The following is a 15,210-nucleotide window of genomic DNA, read 5'->3' as shown; positions in this document are numbered from 1 at the left end:
CCCCCGCCCCCGCCCCGCGAGGCCGTCGCCCCCGCCGGCATCCGCGACCGCGGCACGGGCCGCCCCACCAAACGGGACCGACGCGACATGGAACGCCTGCGAGGAGCCGGCGGGCGCCCCGGAGGACACTGACCACACACACCGCGCACCCCCAGGGGCCTCCCCAGGGCCCCGCACCCCACCGACGCACACGGCGGTGGCGTCCGGGCAAGCCCTCAGGCTCTCCGGACGCCACCGCCCTGTGCGTCGGTGCTGATATCCGACCTCGCCGCACGTCGTCGCGCAGCGGGAGTCAGGCGCGTCGGCGTACCAGTCCCACCAGTCGCGCGTTCTGATCCCGCCGGGCCCACGCGATGAGGGCCAGCGGCACGATCAGGATGAGAGGTGTCGCGGCGTTCTCCCCGTCGAAGACGGAGACCTGGACGACGAACGCGCCCACCATGAGCGCGCTCAGCGCCATCGCGGACACCGACTGCAGCAGCGGGATCAACAGCGCGACGGCACCGGCCAGTTCGAGCACACCGATGGTGTACATCCCGGCGTCGCCCCAGCCCATCTCGGCGAAGCCCTCGGAGGCCGAGGGGTGCGCGATCAGCTTGGGCAGGGCGCTCGCGACGGCGTAGAACAGGGCGAGCACCACCTGCAGGGTGCGCAGGGCGATCCGGGCACGGCGTCCGCGCGCGGTCGCGGACTCGGCGACGACGGTGCCGGACGGGACGGACGCGGTGGCGGTGGCGGTGGCGGTGGCGGGGAGGGCGGTCTCGGACATCGGGGTCTCCTGTGGGAAGCGGTCCGTGCTGCTGTCAGAGAGATAGACCGGGACCCACTGCGAAACTCATCGCCGCCCGGGGACCAAATCCCCGATCTGTTCCACCGGCACCGCCCTCACCCATGTCCCGTCCTCCGTCAGATACTTGTCCACCCCGAGACCCGCCTCCCCCAGCGCCGCCTCGAACTGCTCCTTCGTCAACGGCCGTGCCAGGAACGTCTGGGTCCACACCGCGTCCGGGAACTCGTACTCCGCGCGCACCGAGTTCACCCCGTCCCCGACCGGTTCCGCCGACACCATCCGGACGGTGAAGCCGCTGGGATCGACCCGCTCGCGCGGCAGGTTCGTGTGGTAGTCCACGCCCTCCCGCTGGATCAGCACGCACCCGCCCTCACCGACATGCCGCGCACAGGCGCGCAGCAACCCCCGCCGCACCTCGACATCCCCGGCGTGCACCAGGAACGACGCGAGCATCACCACGTCGAACGTCTCGCCCAGGTCGAGCCCTTCGACCGGGCCGCATGTCGTGCGGGCCCCGCGGACGCGCTCCAGCATCTGCGGGGACTCGTCCACCGCGGTCACCGTGAAGCCCCGCTCCAGGAGCGGATGGGTCATCCGCCCCACACCGCAGCCCAGCTCCAGGATGTGCGCCCCCGCCGGCACGGCCGCGGCGATGATGTCCGGCTCGTCCCCCACCGGCAGCCGTGCGTACAGCTCCACCGCGCAGCCGTCGGGAGTGATCGCACCGGGCCCGGTCCCCTCGTACCCCTCACGCATTCTCAGCTCCATGCCCGTCCAACGGCCCACCTCCGCACGCCCGTTCCCCCCTCGTACAGATTCACCCGTCCGAGCTACAGGAGACGTCCGTCGACAGCAGACCTACGGCTACCGGCTGCCCGGCCCGCCGTCACAGCGGAAACCAGCCGTGCCCCATGTACCAGTGCCCACCCGCCCGCAGGTGGTCCCCCACGGCCCGCTCCAGCGACGTCCGCCGCGGCAACCCCGCCACCGCCAGCTCCGGGTCCCCGAACACGAACTGGACCGGTTCCGTGTCGGCCGGCTCGCTGCCCCGGCGGGCGATCCGGAACCGTTCCTGGAACCGGACGATGTTCGAGTCGGCGTGCAGATATCGCTTCAACTGCGGGTCGAGCAGCCAGGAATGGCACATCGCCGCCCGGTACCGCTCCTCGGGAAGGTGCAGGGCGAAGAACTCCCGGGCGAGCACCACGGACCGGTCACAGGCCGCCGGGGTCAGCGGACCGAGGAACTCGGGGATGTGGATGTCCAGACAGGGCGTGCCCGCGGTCCCGTCGTACCCGGCCTGCGCGAGCACCGACGCCGCACCCGTCCAGAGGTTTGCCCGTTGAAACTGCAACCGCCCCAACTGGTACAGCTCGCCGCGGAAATGGAGCGTGAGCCACTGCGGGGACTGCACCCCTGCCCCGCCGTGCCGTCGGCGGTGGACGACCATGTTCCGCCCGAGGTCGGCGAGGGTGCGCCGGGAGACGTCCGCGGGGATACCGAGTGCGCGGTGGTACGTGCGCGTGTGCGGAAGCGCCGAGACGAACACGTACGCGGCGAACAAGCGGCGCAGCGCCACCGGTGCCTCGGCGACCCGTTCGCCCAGCTGGAGCCCGTCGCCGTACTCGATGATCTTCCCGATGTCGCGGACCAGTTCCCCGGTGCACTCCGCCAGGAGCCGTATCGCCCCGGCGTCCGCCGTCAGCGTCCGGCGCGACGCGATCAGTTCGTCGATGTCCTCGTGGGGTACCGCGAGGTCCAGAAGCACCTCGGCCAGCTCGTCGGTATCCGGAAGCACGTGGCCCTCCCCCTGGTCGGAGCCTTTGGTGAACGTCGCACCGAAGAGTACGTTTCAAGAAGGAGTGGTGATCCCGATGCGTACGGGCAGTGAGCCGACGACCGCGCGCAGTGCGCTGCGCACGCGCTTCTGGCTGAGCGTGTGGGGGCTGGTCTGGGCGGTCTTCGGCACCGCGGCGTTCGCCCTCACGGGGCGCCCCGGCTGGGCCATCGCCTGTGGAGTGCTGTGGCTGGTGATCACCGTGGATCTGACGCTGATCGTCCGGCACATCCGCCAGGGCCCGCACTACCAGCCGGGCCCGGACATCCCGCCGTACCGGCCGCCGGAGAGCCGGCGCCCCTAGGGCAGGCTCATGACTCGAACCGCGCCGCCTTCAGGTACTGCGGGTTCGGGTCGAGTGCGGCGGCCAGCCGGAAGTGGCGCTTGGCCTGGTCCGGGCGTGCCTGCCGCTCGTAGGTGCGGGCGAGCGCGAAGTGCGCGAACGCGTTGTCCGGCTCGCGCTCCAGGACGATCGTGAACTCCAGCTCCGCGGGACGCAGTTGCGCTGCCGCGAAGAAGGCACGCGCGCGCAGCAGGCGGGCGGCGGTGTTCTCGGGGTGCGCGGCGATGACCTGGTCGAGCAGCTTCACCGCGCCCTGCGGATCCCGTGCGGCGAGCAGTTGCTCGGCGGCACGGAAGTCGATGACATGCGTCTCCGGAGTACGTCCGGTCGAACCGCTGGTCTGGGGCACGGCAGAGTCCTTCCCTCACTGGAAGGGTTCAACGCCCGGACGGGGGCTTGCTATTCCTGAGGCGGCCGGGACGGGTCGTGCGGGGCGCCGGCTCTTCGTACGAGATCGGCCCATACGTCCGTCACACGTCGCCGCAGGTCGTCCAGGGGTACGTCGTTGTCGATGACGATGTCCGCGATCTCCAGGCGCTTCTCGCGCGTCGCCTGGGCGGCCATACGCGCGCGTGCGTCCTCCTCGGTCATGCCCCGCAGCCGCACCAGCCGGTCGAGCTGGGTCTCGGGACTCGCGTCGACGACGATCACGAGGTCGTACAGCGGGGCGAGGGCGTTCTCGGCGAGGAGGGGGACGTCGTGGATCACGACCGCGTCCGCGGCGGCGGCGGCCTCCAGCTCGCGGGAGCGGGCGCCGACCAGCGGGTGCACGATCGAGTTCAGCACGGCGAGCCTGTCGGGGTCGGCGAACACGATCGAGCCCAGCTTCGGCCGGTCCAGACCGCCGTCCTCGGCGAGCACGTCCCGGCCGAAGGCCTCGACGACCGCCGCCAGCCCCGGTGTGCCCGGCGCGACGACCTCGCGCGCGATACGGTCCGCGTCGATCAGCACGCCCCCGTGCTCGACGAGCAGCCGCGACACCTCGCTCTTGCCGGCGCCGATCCCGCCGGTCAGGCCAACCTTCAGCATGACCGGAAGCTTAGGGCCTGCCTCTGACAGCGCACCCGGCGGAGGTCAGTTGTCGCCTTCCCGCTCCGCCAGGAACTTCTCGAACTCCAGCCCGATCTCGTCCGCCGAGGGAATGTCGATCGGCTCGGCGAGCATGTTGCCCCGTGTCTCGGCGCCGGCCGCCGCGTCGTACTGGTGCTCAAGGCCCTGGACGAGCGCGACCAGGTCCTCGTCGCCCTCCTGGATCTGGCGATCGATCTCGGTCTGGGTGCGGTGGGCATCCGTGCGCAGGGCGTGGGCGATGCCCGGCAGGACGAGGCCCGTCGCCGCCGTGATGGACTCCAGGACGGTCAGCGCCGCGTCCGGGTAGGGGGAGCGGGCGATGTAGTGCGGCACGTGCGCGGCGACGCCCAGGACGTCATGGCCGGCCTCCATGAGGCGGTACTCGACGAGCGCCTCGGCGCTGCCGGGGACCTGCGCCTCGTCGAAGGGGCTGCGGTGGCCCGGCACGAGGTCGTTGCGGTTGCCGTGCGGGGTGAGGCCGACGGGGCGGGTGTGCGGGACGCCCATCGGGATGCCGTGGAAGTTCACGGACAGGCGGACGCCGAGCCGCTCCACGATCTGCTGGACGGCAGCGGCGAAGCGCTCCCACTCCACGTCCGGCTCGGGTCCGGACAACAGCAGGAAGGGCGCCCCGGTGGCGTCCTGGACGAGCCGCACATCGATCGTGGGCTCCTCGTACTCCGTCCACCGGTCGCGCTTGAACGTCAGCAGCGGGCGGCGGGCGCGGTAGTCCACGAGACGGTCGTGGTCGAACCGGGCGACGATCTGGTGGGGCAGCGAGTCCAGCAGCCGGTCGACGATCTGGTCGCCGGTCTCGCCCGCGTCGATGTATCCGTCGAAGTGGTAGAGCATGACAAGACCGGCCGACTCCTGGGCGAGCGCCATGTCGACGACAGCCAGGCCCTTCGGCTCCCATGCGTACAAACCCTGCGGATCAAGCACAGTGACCGCTCCTCCTCGTGTTCGTACTGCACAACGCGCCCTGAGACGTGGGCATTCCCGCCCACGGCTCTGATCAGGCGCCTCTTACTGGGTTCTCATGCCTCGCTCCACCGCGTCACGAGATACGGCACGCGCGCGTGGGCGGGCGGATGACGAGGGAGGGGGAGAGGGATTCCGGCCGTCGAGGGGATGTCGGGCGGGGCCGCGGCGAAGACGTGGTCGGCGTCGACGGCCTTCGTAAGGCCGTGCTGAATAGGTACCCGGTGGGCGCCGGTCGCACGCGCGAGCGTCCTGTCGGAGCGGGCGGACACGGCTGAGGGGCCGCACCTCGAAAGGTACGGCCCCTCAGTCAGGAGCTACTGCTCAGTGAGCGATCAGCTCTGGCCGCCGGCCAGCTTCTCGCGGAGCGCGGCAAGCGCCTCGTCCGAAGCGAGGGCACCGGAGGTGTCCGCACCCTCGGAGGAGTACGAGCCGCCACCGCCACCGCCCGCGGCCGGAGCCGCACCCGCAGCGTCGCCGCCCTCGGCCGCAGCAGCGGCGTCGGCCTCGCGGGACTTGATGACCTGCTGCTGGTGCTGCTCGAAGCGGGTCTGCGCCTCGGCGTACTGGTTCTCCCACACCTCACGCTGGGACTCGAAGCCCTCGAGCCAGTCGTTGGTCTCGGGGTCGAAGCCCTCGGGGTAGATGTAGTTGCCCTGGTCGTCGTACGACGCGGCCATGCCGTACAGCGTCGGGTCGAACTCGACCGAGGCCGGGTCGGAACCGAAGGACTCGTTGGCCTGCTTCAGCGAGAGGCTGATGCGACGACGCTCGAGGTCGATGTCGATGACCTTGACGAAGATCTCGTCGTTGACCTGGACGACCTGCTCCGGGATCTCCACGTGGCGCTCGGCCAGCTCGGAGATGTGGACCAGACCCTCGATGCCCTCGTCCACGCGGACGAACGCACCGAACGGAACCAGCTTCGTGACCTTGCCGGGCACGACCTGGCCGATCTGGTGGGTCCGGGCGAACTGCTGCCACGGGTCTTCCTGGGTCGCCTTCAGCGACAGGGAGACACGCTCGCGGTCCATGTCGACGTCGAGGACCTCGACGGTGACTTCCTGGCCGACCTCGACAACCTCGGACGGGTGGTCGATGTGCTTCCAGGACAGCTCGGACACGTGGACCAGACCGTCGACGCCACCCAGGTCCACGAAGGCACCGAAGTTGACGATCGAGGAGACCACGCCGGAGCGGACCTGACCCTTCTGGAGGGTCGTGAGGAACGTCTGGCGGACCTCGGACTGGGTCTGCTCCAGCCAGGCACGGCGGGACAGGACCACGTTGTTGCGGTTCTTGTCCAGCTCGATGATCTTCGCCTCGAGCTCCTTGCCCACGTAGGGCTGGAGGTCGCGGACACGGCGCATCTCGACGAGGGAGGCCGGGAGGAAGCCACGGAGGCCGATGTCGAGGATGAGACCACCCTTGACGACCTCGATGACGGTACCGGTGACGATCCCGTCTTCTTCCTTGATCTTCTCGATCGTGCCCCAGGCACGCTCGTACTGAGCGCGCTTCTTGGACAGGATGAGACGGCCTTCCTTGTCCTCCTTCTGGAGGACAAGGGCCTCGATCTCATCGCCCACGGCGACGACCTCGTTGGGGTCGACGTCGTGCTTGATGGAGAGCTCGCGGCTCGGGATAACGCCTTCGGTCTTGTAACCGATGTCGAGCAGGACCTCGTCCCGGTCGACCTTCACGATGACGCCGTCGACGATGTCGCCGTCGTTGAAGTACTTGATCGTCTCGTCGATCGCGGCGAGGAAGGCTTCCTCGTTACCGATGTCGTTGACCGCAACCTGCGGGGTGGTGGCGGTGGTCTCGGTGCTGCTCGTCATGTGGGAAAGGGCTCCGGTTACGGACAGAAAGTCGTAGGTACTGCTACGCCGGGAGCCCGTATCGCCCTGAAGAAGCCGGACAGTCAAGGAAGCACCACACCGGACAAAGCCGATGGCGCCTCGAAGAACCGAGGGGACATACAACAGATGCGAGCGCAGCCTGCTACGTCTGAGGTGCGCAGGCCCGCAGCGCAACTTGTAGCATACGGGGGCAGCCGGACAGGGTCAATGCGCGAAGGCGCACACCCGGGGCGGATCGCCGCATACCCGGCACAAGAACTGTCTCTGGAGGCCATCCGGGCCCCGAGACACCTCCTCCGTGACACCCCTGAGGGGACGGATTGGAGGGAAGAGTACGACGAGGGAGCCGATCATCCAAGAGCCCGTAGCGTCCGAGCCCAACGTCACATCGGACTCCGAGTCCGAGGCCACCCGGCGTGACGCCGATGTCGCGGAGAGCTCCCGGGCCAACCGGGGCTGGTGGGACCGCAACGCGGACGAGTACCAGGTCGAGCACGGCACGTTCCTCGGCGACGACCGCTTCGTGTGGGGGCCCGAGGGTCTGGACGAGGTGGAGGCCGAGCTGCTCGGCCCGCCGGAGGAGCTGAAGGGCAAGGACGTCCTGGAGATCGGCGCCGGCGCGGCCCAGTGCTCGCGCTGGCTGGCCGAGCAGGGGGCCCGCCCGGTCGCCCTGGACCTCTCCCACCGCCAGCTCCAGCACGCGCTGCGCATCGGCGGATCGTTTCCCCTCATCTGCGCGGACGCCGGTGCGCTGCCCTTCGCGGACGCCTCCTTCGACCTGGCGTGCTCGGCCTACGGGGCGCTGCCGTTCGTGGCGGACCCGGTACTGGTCCTGTCGCAGGTGCGCCGGGTGCTGCGGCCGGGCGGGCGTTTCGTCTTCTCGGTCACCCACCCGATCCGCTGGGCGTTCCCGGACGAGCCCGGCCCGGAGGGGCTGTCCGTCTCCGCCTCGTACTTCGACCGCACGCCGTACGTCGAACAGGCCGAGGACGGCAGCGCGGTGTACGTCGAGCACCACAGGACCATCGGCGACCGTGTCCGGGACACCGTCGCCGCGGGCTTCCGCCTGGTGGACCTGGTCGAGCCGGAGTGGCCGGCCTGGAACACCGCGGAGTGGGGCGGCTGGTCGCCGCTGCGCGGGAATCTGATCCCGGGGTCGGCGATCTTCGTGTGCGAGCGTGACTGACTTCCGGCCACGCACGCGTGCGTGGCCGGAAGTAGGAGCACGCGCGCGTAGCGGGGCGTGCTCGCGGTCGTACGACACTGGGGGCGTGATCCGTTACGACGCTCTGGACGCCCTTCCTGTACGCGGCGCCCTGCCCGCCCTGTCCGACGCCCTGGACGCGCACGGAACCGCCGTTCTCGTCGCGCCGACCGGCAGCGGCAAGACCACCCTCGTACCGCTGGCGCTGGCCGGGCTGCTGGGCGGTGACGCTCCCGCTCGGCGGGTGGTCGTGGCCGAGCCGCGGCGGATCGCGGCCCGCGCGGCGGCCCGGCGGATGGCGTGGCTGCTGGGCGAGAAGGTCGGCGGGAGCGTCGGCTACACCGTGCGCGGGGAGCGGGTCGTCGGCCGGCACTCACGCGTGGAGGTCGTGACGACCGGTGTCCTGCTCCAGCGGCTCCAGCGGGACCAGGAGCTCGCGGGCGTCGACGTGGTGGTCCTGGACGAGTGTCACGAGCGGCATCTGGACGCGGACACGACGGCGGCGTTCCTGTGGGACGTACGGCAGGCGCTGCGGCCGGAGCTGCGGCTGGTGGCCGCGTCGGCGACGACCGACGCGGAGGGCTGGTCGAGGCTGCTGGGCGGGGCGCCGGTGGTCGAGGCTCGGGGGCGGGCGTACGGGGTCGGCGTGGTCTGGGCTCCCCCGGCCCGCCCGGTACGGCCCTCGCACGGCATGTGGGTCGATCCCGCGCTGTTGACGCATGTGGCGTCGGTGGTGCGGCGGGCGCTGGCCGAGCGGGAGGGGGACGTGCTGTGCTTCCTGCCCGGCATGGGCGAGATCGCGCGGGTCGCCGGGCAGCTGGGCGGTCTCGGCGACGTGGACGTGCTCCAGGTGCACGGGCGGGCGCCGGCCGCCGTGCAGGACGCGGTGCTGGCGCCCGGCGAGCGGCGCCGGGTGGTGCTGGCGACCTCCGTCGCCGAGTCGTCGCTGACGGTGCCCGGGGTGCGGATCGTCGTCGACTCGGGGCTGACGCGGGAGCCTCGGGTGGACCACGCGCGCGGGCTGAGCGCGTTGACGACGGTCAGGTCCTCCCGCGCGGTCGGGAATCAGCGGCTGGGGCGGGCCGGGCGTGAGGCGCCGGGTGTGGCGTACCGCTGCTGGACGGAGGCGGAGGACCTCCGGCTGCCGGCTTTCCCGGCCCCGGAGATCAAGGTGGCCGACCTGACGGCGTTCGCCCTCCAGGCGGCCTGCTGGGGCGATCCGGACGCCTCCGGGCTGGCGTTGCTGGATCCGCCGCCGACCGGGGCGATGGCCGCCGCGCGGAGCGTCCTGTCGGCGATCGGCGCGGTGGACTCCGCCGGGCGGGCGACGGAGCGCGGGGCACGGCTGGCCCGGCTCGGGCTGCATCCCCGGCTCGGGCGGGCCCTGCTGGACGCCGGACCCTCGCGGGAGGTGGCCGATGTGGTCGCGCTGCTCAGCGAGGAGCCGCCGCGGGACTACGGCGACGATCTGGCGGCCGCCGTGCGGACGGCCCGGCGCGGGGGCGACGCCTACGCGGGGCGCTGGCGTACGGAGGTACGCCGACTGCAGGCCCTCGCCGACGAGCCGGCCCGCGCGTCCTCTCTCACCGAGGACGCGCTCGTCGGGCTCGTCGCCGCCCTCGCCTTCCCCGAGCGGGTCGCCAGGGCCGACGGCGGTTCCTATCTCATGGTGTCGGGCACCCGCGCCGAGGTCCGTGACGCCACCGGCCTGCGCGGGGCGCCCTGGATCGCCGTCGCCGTCGCGGACCGCCCCGTCGGGAAGGGCCACGCACGCGTGCAGCTCGGTGCGGTCGTCGACGAGGAGACCGCGCGGCAGGCGGCAGGGGCGCTGCTCGACGAGCGGGACGAGGTCCACTGGGCCGACGGGGACGTCGTGGCGCGGCGTGTGGAGCGGCTGGGGGCCGTGGAGCTGGCGGTGCGCACGCTCCGGGACCCGGACCCCGTTCTCGTACGCGACGCGCTTCTTGAAGGGCTGCGGCAGGAAGGGCTGCGTCTGTTGCGCTGGTCGCCCGAGGCCGACGTGCTGCGGCAGCGGCTCGCCTTTCTGCGGCTGCACCTCGGGGAGCCGTGGCCGGACGTCTGCGACGACGCGCTGCACGCACGCGTGGACGAGTGGCTGGAGCCGGAGCTCGGTCGTGCCCGGCGGCGGGTCGATCTGGCGCGGATCGACGCCGGGAACGCGCTGGGCCGACTGCTGCCCTGGGCCTCCGGGGATGCCGCGCGGGTCGACGAACTCGCTCCCGAGCGGATCACCGTGCCCAGTGGGTCCAGAATCCGGATCGACTACGCGAACCCCGAGCAGCCCGTTCTCGCGGTGAAGTTGCAGGAGATGTTCGGGCTGCACGAGTCGCCCGCGGTCGCCGGGGTCGCGCTGCTCGTCCATCTGCTCTCCCCCGCGGGGCGCCCGGCCGCCGTGACCGCCGATCTCGCGTCGTTCTGGAAGGACGGCTACAAGGGCGTGCGGGCGGAGCTGCGGGGCCGGTATCCGAAGCATCCGTGGCCCGAGGATCCGGCGGGTGCCGAGCCGACGCGGTATACGAACGCGCGGCTCAGGCGGTGACCGGTTCGGGTTCGGAGTCCGTGGCGGGTTCCGGTTCGTCGGGGCGGCGGCCGCGGGCCTCCAGGTACAGGGACAGGGCCAGCAGGAGTACGCCCAGGGTCGCGAAGCCCCAGGGGAGGTACGAGGTCATCAGGAGCACCAGGGTGCGGTTGGACTTGACCAGGTCGACGGTGTGCTCGATGTAGTCCTCGCGCATCTTCACGTGGCCGGCGAACGCCGTCACCTTGTCGCGGTCGCCGAGGAGGGTGCCGCCGCGGAGTTCCTCCCTGTGGATCTCCTCGCCGTAGACGGGGGCGCCGGTGACGGGTTCGACCCAGAACTTGCGGACCGTGGTGTACCAGCGGGTCGTGCCGGTCCTGGCGAGCTGCTCGGGGGTGACACCCGCGATGGGCAGCTTCTTGGGCCACTTCACCTGGGTCCAGGGGATGGTCTGCTCGAAGTAGTAGACCTCCAGGCCGCGGAAGTCCTGGGTGCCCTTGTAGTGGATGGGGGACGAGGTGCGGGTCTGGGCGTCGAAGTACTCGTAGTCCCGCTTCTCCGTCAGGAAGGGCCACTTGAATTCGAGGCCCTCCCGCTTCACCGGGTCGCCGTCGACCATCTCGCCCGTGGCGTGGATCGGTTCCTGGGTGTGGGCGTCGAAGATGTACCGCTCGGGGATGTAGGCGACCTGTTGGCCGTCGGGGCCCTGGGCGTAGGACAGGCCGTCCCAGACGACGACGTCCCGGCCGAGTGTCTTCTCGATCTTCTCTGAGGCCTCGACGTTGCCCTTGAGGGTCTGCACGATGGTGACCTTGGAGACCTTCTCGACCTGCATCGCGTTGTTCATGAGGGTGGCGTCCTTCGCCTCCAGGACCATGTCCTGGTACTGGCCGGCCGGGATCTTGGCCAGCCGCGGGAAGGCGTACCAGCGCAGCAGCGGGGACAGTGCCGCGAAGAACACGGCGAGAGCGAGCAGGATCAGGCTGGCCTTTCGGCGCATCTCGGCCTCCCTCCCGGGTGGTTACGGGTGTGACGGCACCGTCGTCAGCAGCGGCTTCGGGGACGTCTTGCCGGCCGGCGACCCCATCGCGGTGATCGTGAGGACCAGGGCGAGCGCGACGGCCAGGCCGATCGCGGCGGCGATCAGGGCACGCATGCGGGCCTCCCGACGGACTGGTACTGATAGGTCGTCAGGTCCGGCACCGTAGCAACGGGTGGGCGAGATGAGAACACGTTGCACACGACGACGGCGCCCCTCCTCACGAGGGGCGCCGCCAGGGTCGTACGACAGGAAGGAGCCGTTACGCGCTCGGACTGGCCGACGGGCTCGGGGACTCCGACGTCTCGGCGGCCGGCGCCACGGTCAGTTCGACCGTCAGGGTCGCGCCGCCGGAGGTGTTGATGCGGAGCAGGAACGTGCCGGTGGTGTCGTCCGCGTACAGCTTCGGCAGTTTGAGCAGGCCGTCCGCGTCCGTCTCCAGGCCCGTGAGGGTGCGTACGGTCTTGCCGTCCGCGTCCTTGAAGTAGGGGCCCTTGGTGTTCTCGGTCGCGTCGTCCGCCGAGGTGATCAGGGTGGCGGTGGCGGCGACCTGGTCCGCGACGGCGCCGCCGTAGGTCGCCTTCACCTCGACCCGGTCGGCGAACTCGCCGCCAGGGGTGCAGGTCAGCGCGGTGTCGCTGGTGCGGGCCAGGGTGTCGGCGACGCGCTCGGTGACGGTCGCCTTGTAGTCGAGGCCGGTGACCGAGCGGCCCACGACGGTGGCTCGGACGGTGAACTCGCCCGTCGTCTCGCCCGCCTTGAGGGTGGGCGCGACGGCCACGCCGGAGCTGCCCGTGACCACCGTGGCGACGCTCTCGCCGCCCGTGAAGGTGGTGTCGGTGTCGCCGACGATCGTGAAGCGGACCCGGACCTTGCCGACGGCCTTGCCGGCCGAGGTCTCGGCGCGGGTGCTGATCCTCTTGGTGAAGGTGTCGCCGGCCTGCGCGGTGAGCTTGGCGGTGCCCGCGTCCTCGAGGTGGTCGACCGTGTCGGTGGGCGTCGGCGTCGGGGTGCTCGGCGTGGTCGGTTTGTCCGACGGCGGCGGGGTGGGGCTGGGGGTGTTGCTGCCAGGCGTGCCGGGTGTGCCGGGTGTGCCGGGCGTCGACGGCGGAGTGGGCGACGGCGTCGGGTTCGCGCTGTCGTTCTCGTCGCTGCGGTTGTCCGGAATGGTGCCGGTGCCGTCGGGGACCTCGTGGGTGCCCTTGCGGTAGTACTCCAGCCACGACAGGACCGTGTTCAGGTAGTCCTGCGAGTTGTTGTAGCTGAGGATCGCGCTGTTGAGGTCGGACTGGGTGGACAGGTCCCAGCCGAAGCGGCACAGGTAGTGGCCGGCGGCGAGCGCCGCGTCGTAGATGTTGTTGGGGTCCTTCTTGCCGTCGTCGTTGCCGTCGCGGCCGGCCCACTCCCAGGTGGAGGGGATGAACTGCATGGGGCCGACGGCCCGGTCGTAGACGCTGTCACCGTCGTACGCGCCGCCGTCGGTGTCGCTGATGTGCGCGAAGCCGACGCCGTTCAGCTTGGGGCCGAGGATCCTGCCGATGGTGTTGCCGTCCGCGTCGACGCGGCCGCCGCGGGCCTGGCCGGACTCCACCTTGCCGATGGCGGCCAGGAGTTCCCAGGGCAGGTTGCAGCCGGGCTTGGACGACTGGAGCGAGGACGCGGCCTGCTTGTAGGCGTCCAGGACGGTCGCGGGTATGCCGGCCTCGGTCGAGCCGGTGGCGGCGGGAGTGCCGACGGTCGGTGCGGGGCTCGGGCTGTTGAGCGGCGGCAGGTCCGTGTAGTACGGCGAGTTGCCGGTCGCACCGCTGTCGTCGCCGGTCGCGTCGGGAGAGGGCTGGGCGTCGGCCGCGGTCGATCTGCCACTGTCGTCGACCGTCACGCCGGGTGCCTGGGACGCTGAGAGTGCCGCGACAGCCGCCGCGGCGACGGTGGTGGCCACCGCTCCCTTGCGCAGCCTCCTGCCGAATTGCGCCGACATAAAGTGAATCCCTCCCGTGGACGCCCGAGCGCCCGTCTCCGTTCGACGTGCTCGCCATGGTGTGACGATCGACCCGTGGTGCGGGTTGCCCTCGTGGAGCCATTCGGTGCCGTGTTCTTCTGTTCGACCGCGCTCCCCGGCACGGCGACCCAGGCGACCCTACGACAACTTGCTTTGCGCGGGCACCTGTTCGTGCCCGGTTTTCACCAGTTGGCCATACTGGGCCGGTCCGACCACACCGAACCCGGGGGCCTTCTTGCCGTTCACGCTGAGCCACGCGGCCGCTGTCCTGCCCGCCTTGCGCACCGATGGAACCGGCCGGGGCTCGCTGGTGCCGGCGGTGCTAGTGGCGGGCTCCTTCGCTCCCGACATGACCTATTTCGCGGCGAGTGTCCTGTCCGAGGCGATGGAGTTCGGGTCCTTCACCCACTCCTTCGCGGGTGTCTTCACCGTCGACGTGCTCGTCGCGTGGACGCTGGTGGGGCTGTGGCTGCTGATCCGTGAGCCGCTGGTGGCACTGCTGCCACGGCGGCGCCAGGCACGGCCGGCGACCTTGTTGCGCTGCGGGGTGCCACGCGCGCGTGTCCGGCCGTCGCTGGTGGCGCGCTGGTACGTGTCGGCGGCGCTCGGCGCGCTGACGCATGTCGTGTGGGACGCGTTCACCCATCTCGACCGGTGGGGAATGCGGGTGTTTCCCGTCCTGGGCGAGACGATCGCGGGCTCGCCGCTGTACTGGTACCTCCAGTACGGCAGTTCGGCGGTGGCCGCGGTCGTGATCGCGGTGTTCCTGGGGTATGCCCTGCGGCGGGTGCGGGGTGCTGTCGCCGAGCCGGTGGGGGTGCCTGTGCTGACCGGCGCGGACCGGTGGTGGGCCGCGATCGTCATCGGTGGCTGTGCGCTGGTCGGGGCGGTGCAGCGGGCTTCGCGGTGGTGGGCCTACTGGGGGTCCACCGCGAAGCCGTGGGAGCTGATCCCGACGCTGTGCTTCGGGGCGGGCGCCGGGCTCGTGCTGGGCGTGCTGGTGTACGCCGTGGGCGTCAGGGTGTGGCGTCCGGTCCCGGCGCCCGGTCCTGGCCGGGAGCTGAGCCGTCGAGGCGGTCGCTGACCGCGGCGGCGGTCACCATGAACACGGTGACGGTCCGGACCTGACGGGAGCGGGTCAGTGCAGTGAGGAGCAGCGCGAGATAGCTGCGGGCCTGATCGACGGTGAGCCGCCAGTCCCTCCGGGTGAGCCGGTGACGCAGGTCCGCGGTCCTTTTGCGCAGGTCCGTCGCGAGGTCGGTCGGGATGCGGGCGGTACTGGCCGTTGCCGCGAAGGGCGGGACCGACGGCGGTGGGGTGGACGCGGTCGCATCGGTGGTCGCCTGCGCCGGAGCCGTGTGGCGGTGGAGCGTGCGTATACCCATGTCCGCATCTTCACGGGCGGGGGGATGGGGAGCGTGTTGTCGGGGACCACGTGGGTGACGGGGGCGGGGTGAGCGGGGGCTTGTTCTCGCCCCCGCCGCCCCTACCCGTCCCATCCCCCAGGGGCTGCGCCCCTTTCGACCCCCCGCAACAGGTGGGGTG

At 71.2% G+C, this 15,210-nt stretch carries 15 protein-coding genes and 1 pseudogene; 5 read left to right on the top strand and 11 right to left on the bottom strand.

Features of this window, described 5'->3' with window-relative positions; all coding sequences use genetic code 11:
* Positions 1 to 132 (top strand): annotated as a pseudogene (locus tag TN53_RS48710) (RNA-binding S4 domain-containing protein); the annotation flags it as partial.
* Between the two features lie 160 nt (positions 133 to 292).
* On the opposite strand, the gene TN53_RS38850 reads toward TN53_RS48710, so the two are convergent.
* From TN53_RS38850 to TN53_RS38840, 3 genes are all read right to left on the bottom strand, one after another.
* Positions 293 to 769, bottom strand: coding sequence for a DoxX family protein (locus TN53_RS38850; RefSeq protein ID WP_046263556.1), 477 nt, complete (start codon positions 767 to 769; stop codon positions 293 to 295).
* 66 nt (positions 770 to 835) lie between these two features.
* Positions 836 to 1,546 carry a class I SAM-dependent methyltransferase gene (locus TN53_RS38845; protein ID WP_095046966.1) on the bottom strand — a complete coding sequence of 237 codons (711 nt, stop codon included), beginning with the start codon at positions 1,544 to 1,546 and terminating at the stop codon, positions 836 to 838.
* Positions 1,547 to 1,676: 130 nt separating this feature from the next.
* The gene (locus TN53_RS38840; RefSeq protein WP_046263554.1) at positions 1,677 to 2,588 is read right to left on the bottom strand and encodes an acyltransferase domain-containing protein; all 912 of its coding nucleotides are present in this window, start codon (positions 2,586 to 2,588) and stop codon (positions 1,677 to 1,679) included.
* Between the two features lie 76 nt (positions 2,589 to 2,664).
* Between TN53_RS38840 and TN53_RS38835 the strand changes: the two genes are divergently transcribed.
* Positions 2,665 to 2,931 (top strand): DUF6343 family protein, encoded by a 267-nt coding sequence (locus TN53_RS38835; protein ID WP_199924728.1) that lies wholly within the window; start codon positions 2,665 to 2,667, stop codon positions 2,929 to 2,931.
* A gap of 7 nt (positions 2,932 to 2,938) precedes the next feature.
* Here the strand turns inward: TN53_RS38835 and TN53_RS38830 are convergent, their stop codons facing one another.
* The 4 genes from TN53_RS38830 to rpsA all read right to left on the bottom strand — a co-directional run bounded on the left by TN53_RS38830 (position 2,939) and on the right by rpsA (position 6,863).
* The gene (locus tag TN53_RS38830; RefSeq protein WP_046263552.1) at positions 2,939 to 3,319 is read right to left on the bottom strand and encodes a tetratricopeptide repeat protein; all 381 of its coding nucleotides are present in this window, start codon (positions 3,317 to 3,319) and stop codon (positions 2,939 to 2,941) included.
* Positions 3,320 to 3,369: 50 nt separating this feature from the next.
* The gene (coaE, locus tag TN53_RS38825) at positions 3,370 to 3,999 is read right to left on the bottom strand and encodes a dephospho-CoA kinase (RefSeq protein WP_046263551.1); all 630 of its coding nucleotides are present in this window, start codon (positions 3,997 to 3,999) and stop codon (positions 3,370 to 3,372) included.
* A gap of 45 nt (positions 4,000 to 4,044) precedes the next feature.
* Positions 4,045 to 4,983, bottom strand: coding sequence for a PAC2 family protein (locus TN53_RS38820; RefSeq protein WP_046263550.1), 939 nt, complete (start codon positions 4,981 to 4,983; stop codon positions 4,045 to 4,047).
* 374 nt (positions 4,984 to 5,357) lie between these two features.
* Positions 5,358 to 6,863 carry a 30S ribosomal protein S1 gene (gene rpsA / locus TN53_RS38815; RefSeq protein ID WP_046263549.1) on the bottom strand — a complete coding sequence of 502 codons (1,506 nt, stop codon included), beginning with the start codon at positions 6,861 to 6,863 and terminating at the stop codon, positions 5,358 to 5,360.
* Positions 6,864 to 7,233: 370 nt separating this feature from the next.
* Here rpsA and TN53_RS38810 point away from each other — a divergent pair, with 370 nt between their 5' ends.
* Entirely contained in the window at positions 7,234 to 8,070 is an 837-nt protein-coding gene (locus tag TN53_RS38810) for a class I SAM-dependent methyltransferase (RefSeq protein WP_095046967.1), read from the top strand.
* Positions 8,071 to 8,155: 85 nt separating this feature from the next.
* A complete protein-coding gene (gene hrpB / locus TN53_RS38805) occupies positions 8,156 to 10,648 on the top strand; it encodes an ATP-dependent helicase HrpB (RefSeq protein WP_046263548.1) in 2,493 nt (830 codons plus the stop codon).
* Here hrpB and TN53_RS38800 read toward each other — a convergent pair.
* The 3 genes from TN53_RS38800 to TN53_RS38795 form a co-directional block, all read right to left on the bottom strand.
* A complete protein-coding gene (locus TN53_RS38800) occupies positions 10,638 to 11,627 on the bottom strand; it encodes a DUF3068 domain-containing protein (protein WP_046263547.1) in 990 nt (329 codons plus the stop codon). The genes hrpB and TN53_RS38800 overlap by 11 nt on opposite strands.
* Before the next feature lie 21 nt (positions 11,628 to 11,648).
* Positions 11,649 to 11,783, bottom strand: coding sequence for an SPW_0924 family protein (locus tag TN53_RS47035; RefSeq protein WP_107080587.1), 135 nt, complete (start codon positions 11,781 to 11,783; stop codon positions 11,649 to 11,651).
* A gap of 145 nt (positions 11,784 to 11,928) precedes the next feature.
* The gene (locus tag TN53_RS38795; protein WP_046263546.1) at positions 11,929 to 13,644 is read right to left on the bottom strand and encodes a lytic transglycosylase domain-containing protein; all 1,716 of its coding nucleotides are present in this window, start codon (positions 13,642 to 13,644) and stop codon (positions 11,929 to 11,931) included.
* A 256-nt stretch (positions 13,645 to 13,900) separates the two neighbouring features.
* On the opposite strand from TN53_RS38795, the gene TN53_RS38790 reads away from it, so the two are divergent.
* Entirely contained in the window at positions 13,901 to 14,749 is an 849-nt protein-coding gene (locus tag TN53_RS38790; RefSeq protein WP_046263545.1) for a DUF4184 family protein, read from the top strand.
* Here TN53_RS38790 and TN53_RS38785 read toward each other — a convergent pair.
* Positions 14,682 to 15,050: a hypothetical protein gene (locus TN53_RS38785; RefSeq protein WP_046263544.1), complete on the bottom strand. Its 369-nt coding sequence runs from the start codon at positions 15,048 to 15,050 to the stop codon at positions 14,682 to 14,684. The genes TN53_RS38790 and TN53_RS38785 overlap by 68 nt on opposite strands.
* Positions 15,051 to 15,210 lie beyond the last annotated feature (160 nt).

The organism is Streptomyces sp. WM6386 (assembly GCF_000972385.1).
Lineage (GTDB): Bacteria > Actinomycetota > Actinomycetes > Streptomycetales > Streptomycetaceae > Streptomyces.
The sequence above is the reverse complement of the archived record's forward strand: the minus strand, read 5'-3'. Positions and strand labels throughout refer to the sequence as shown.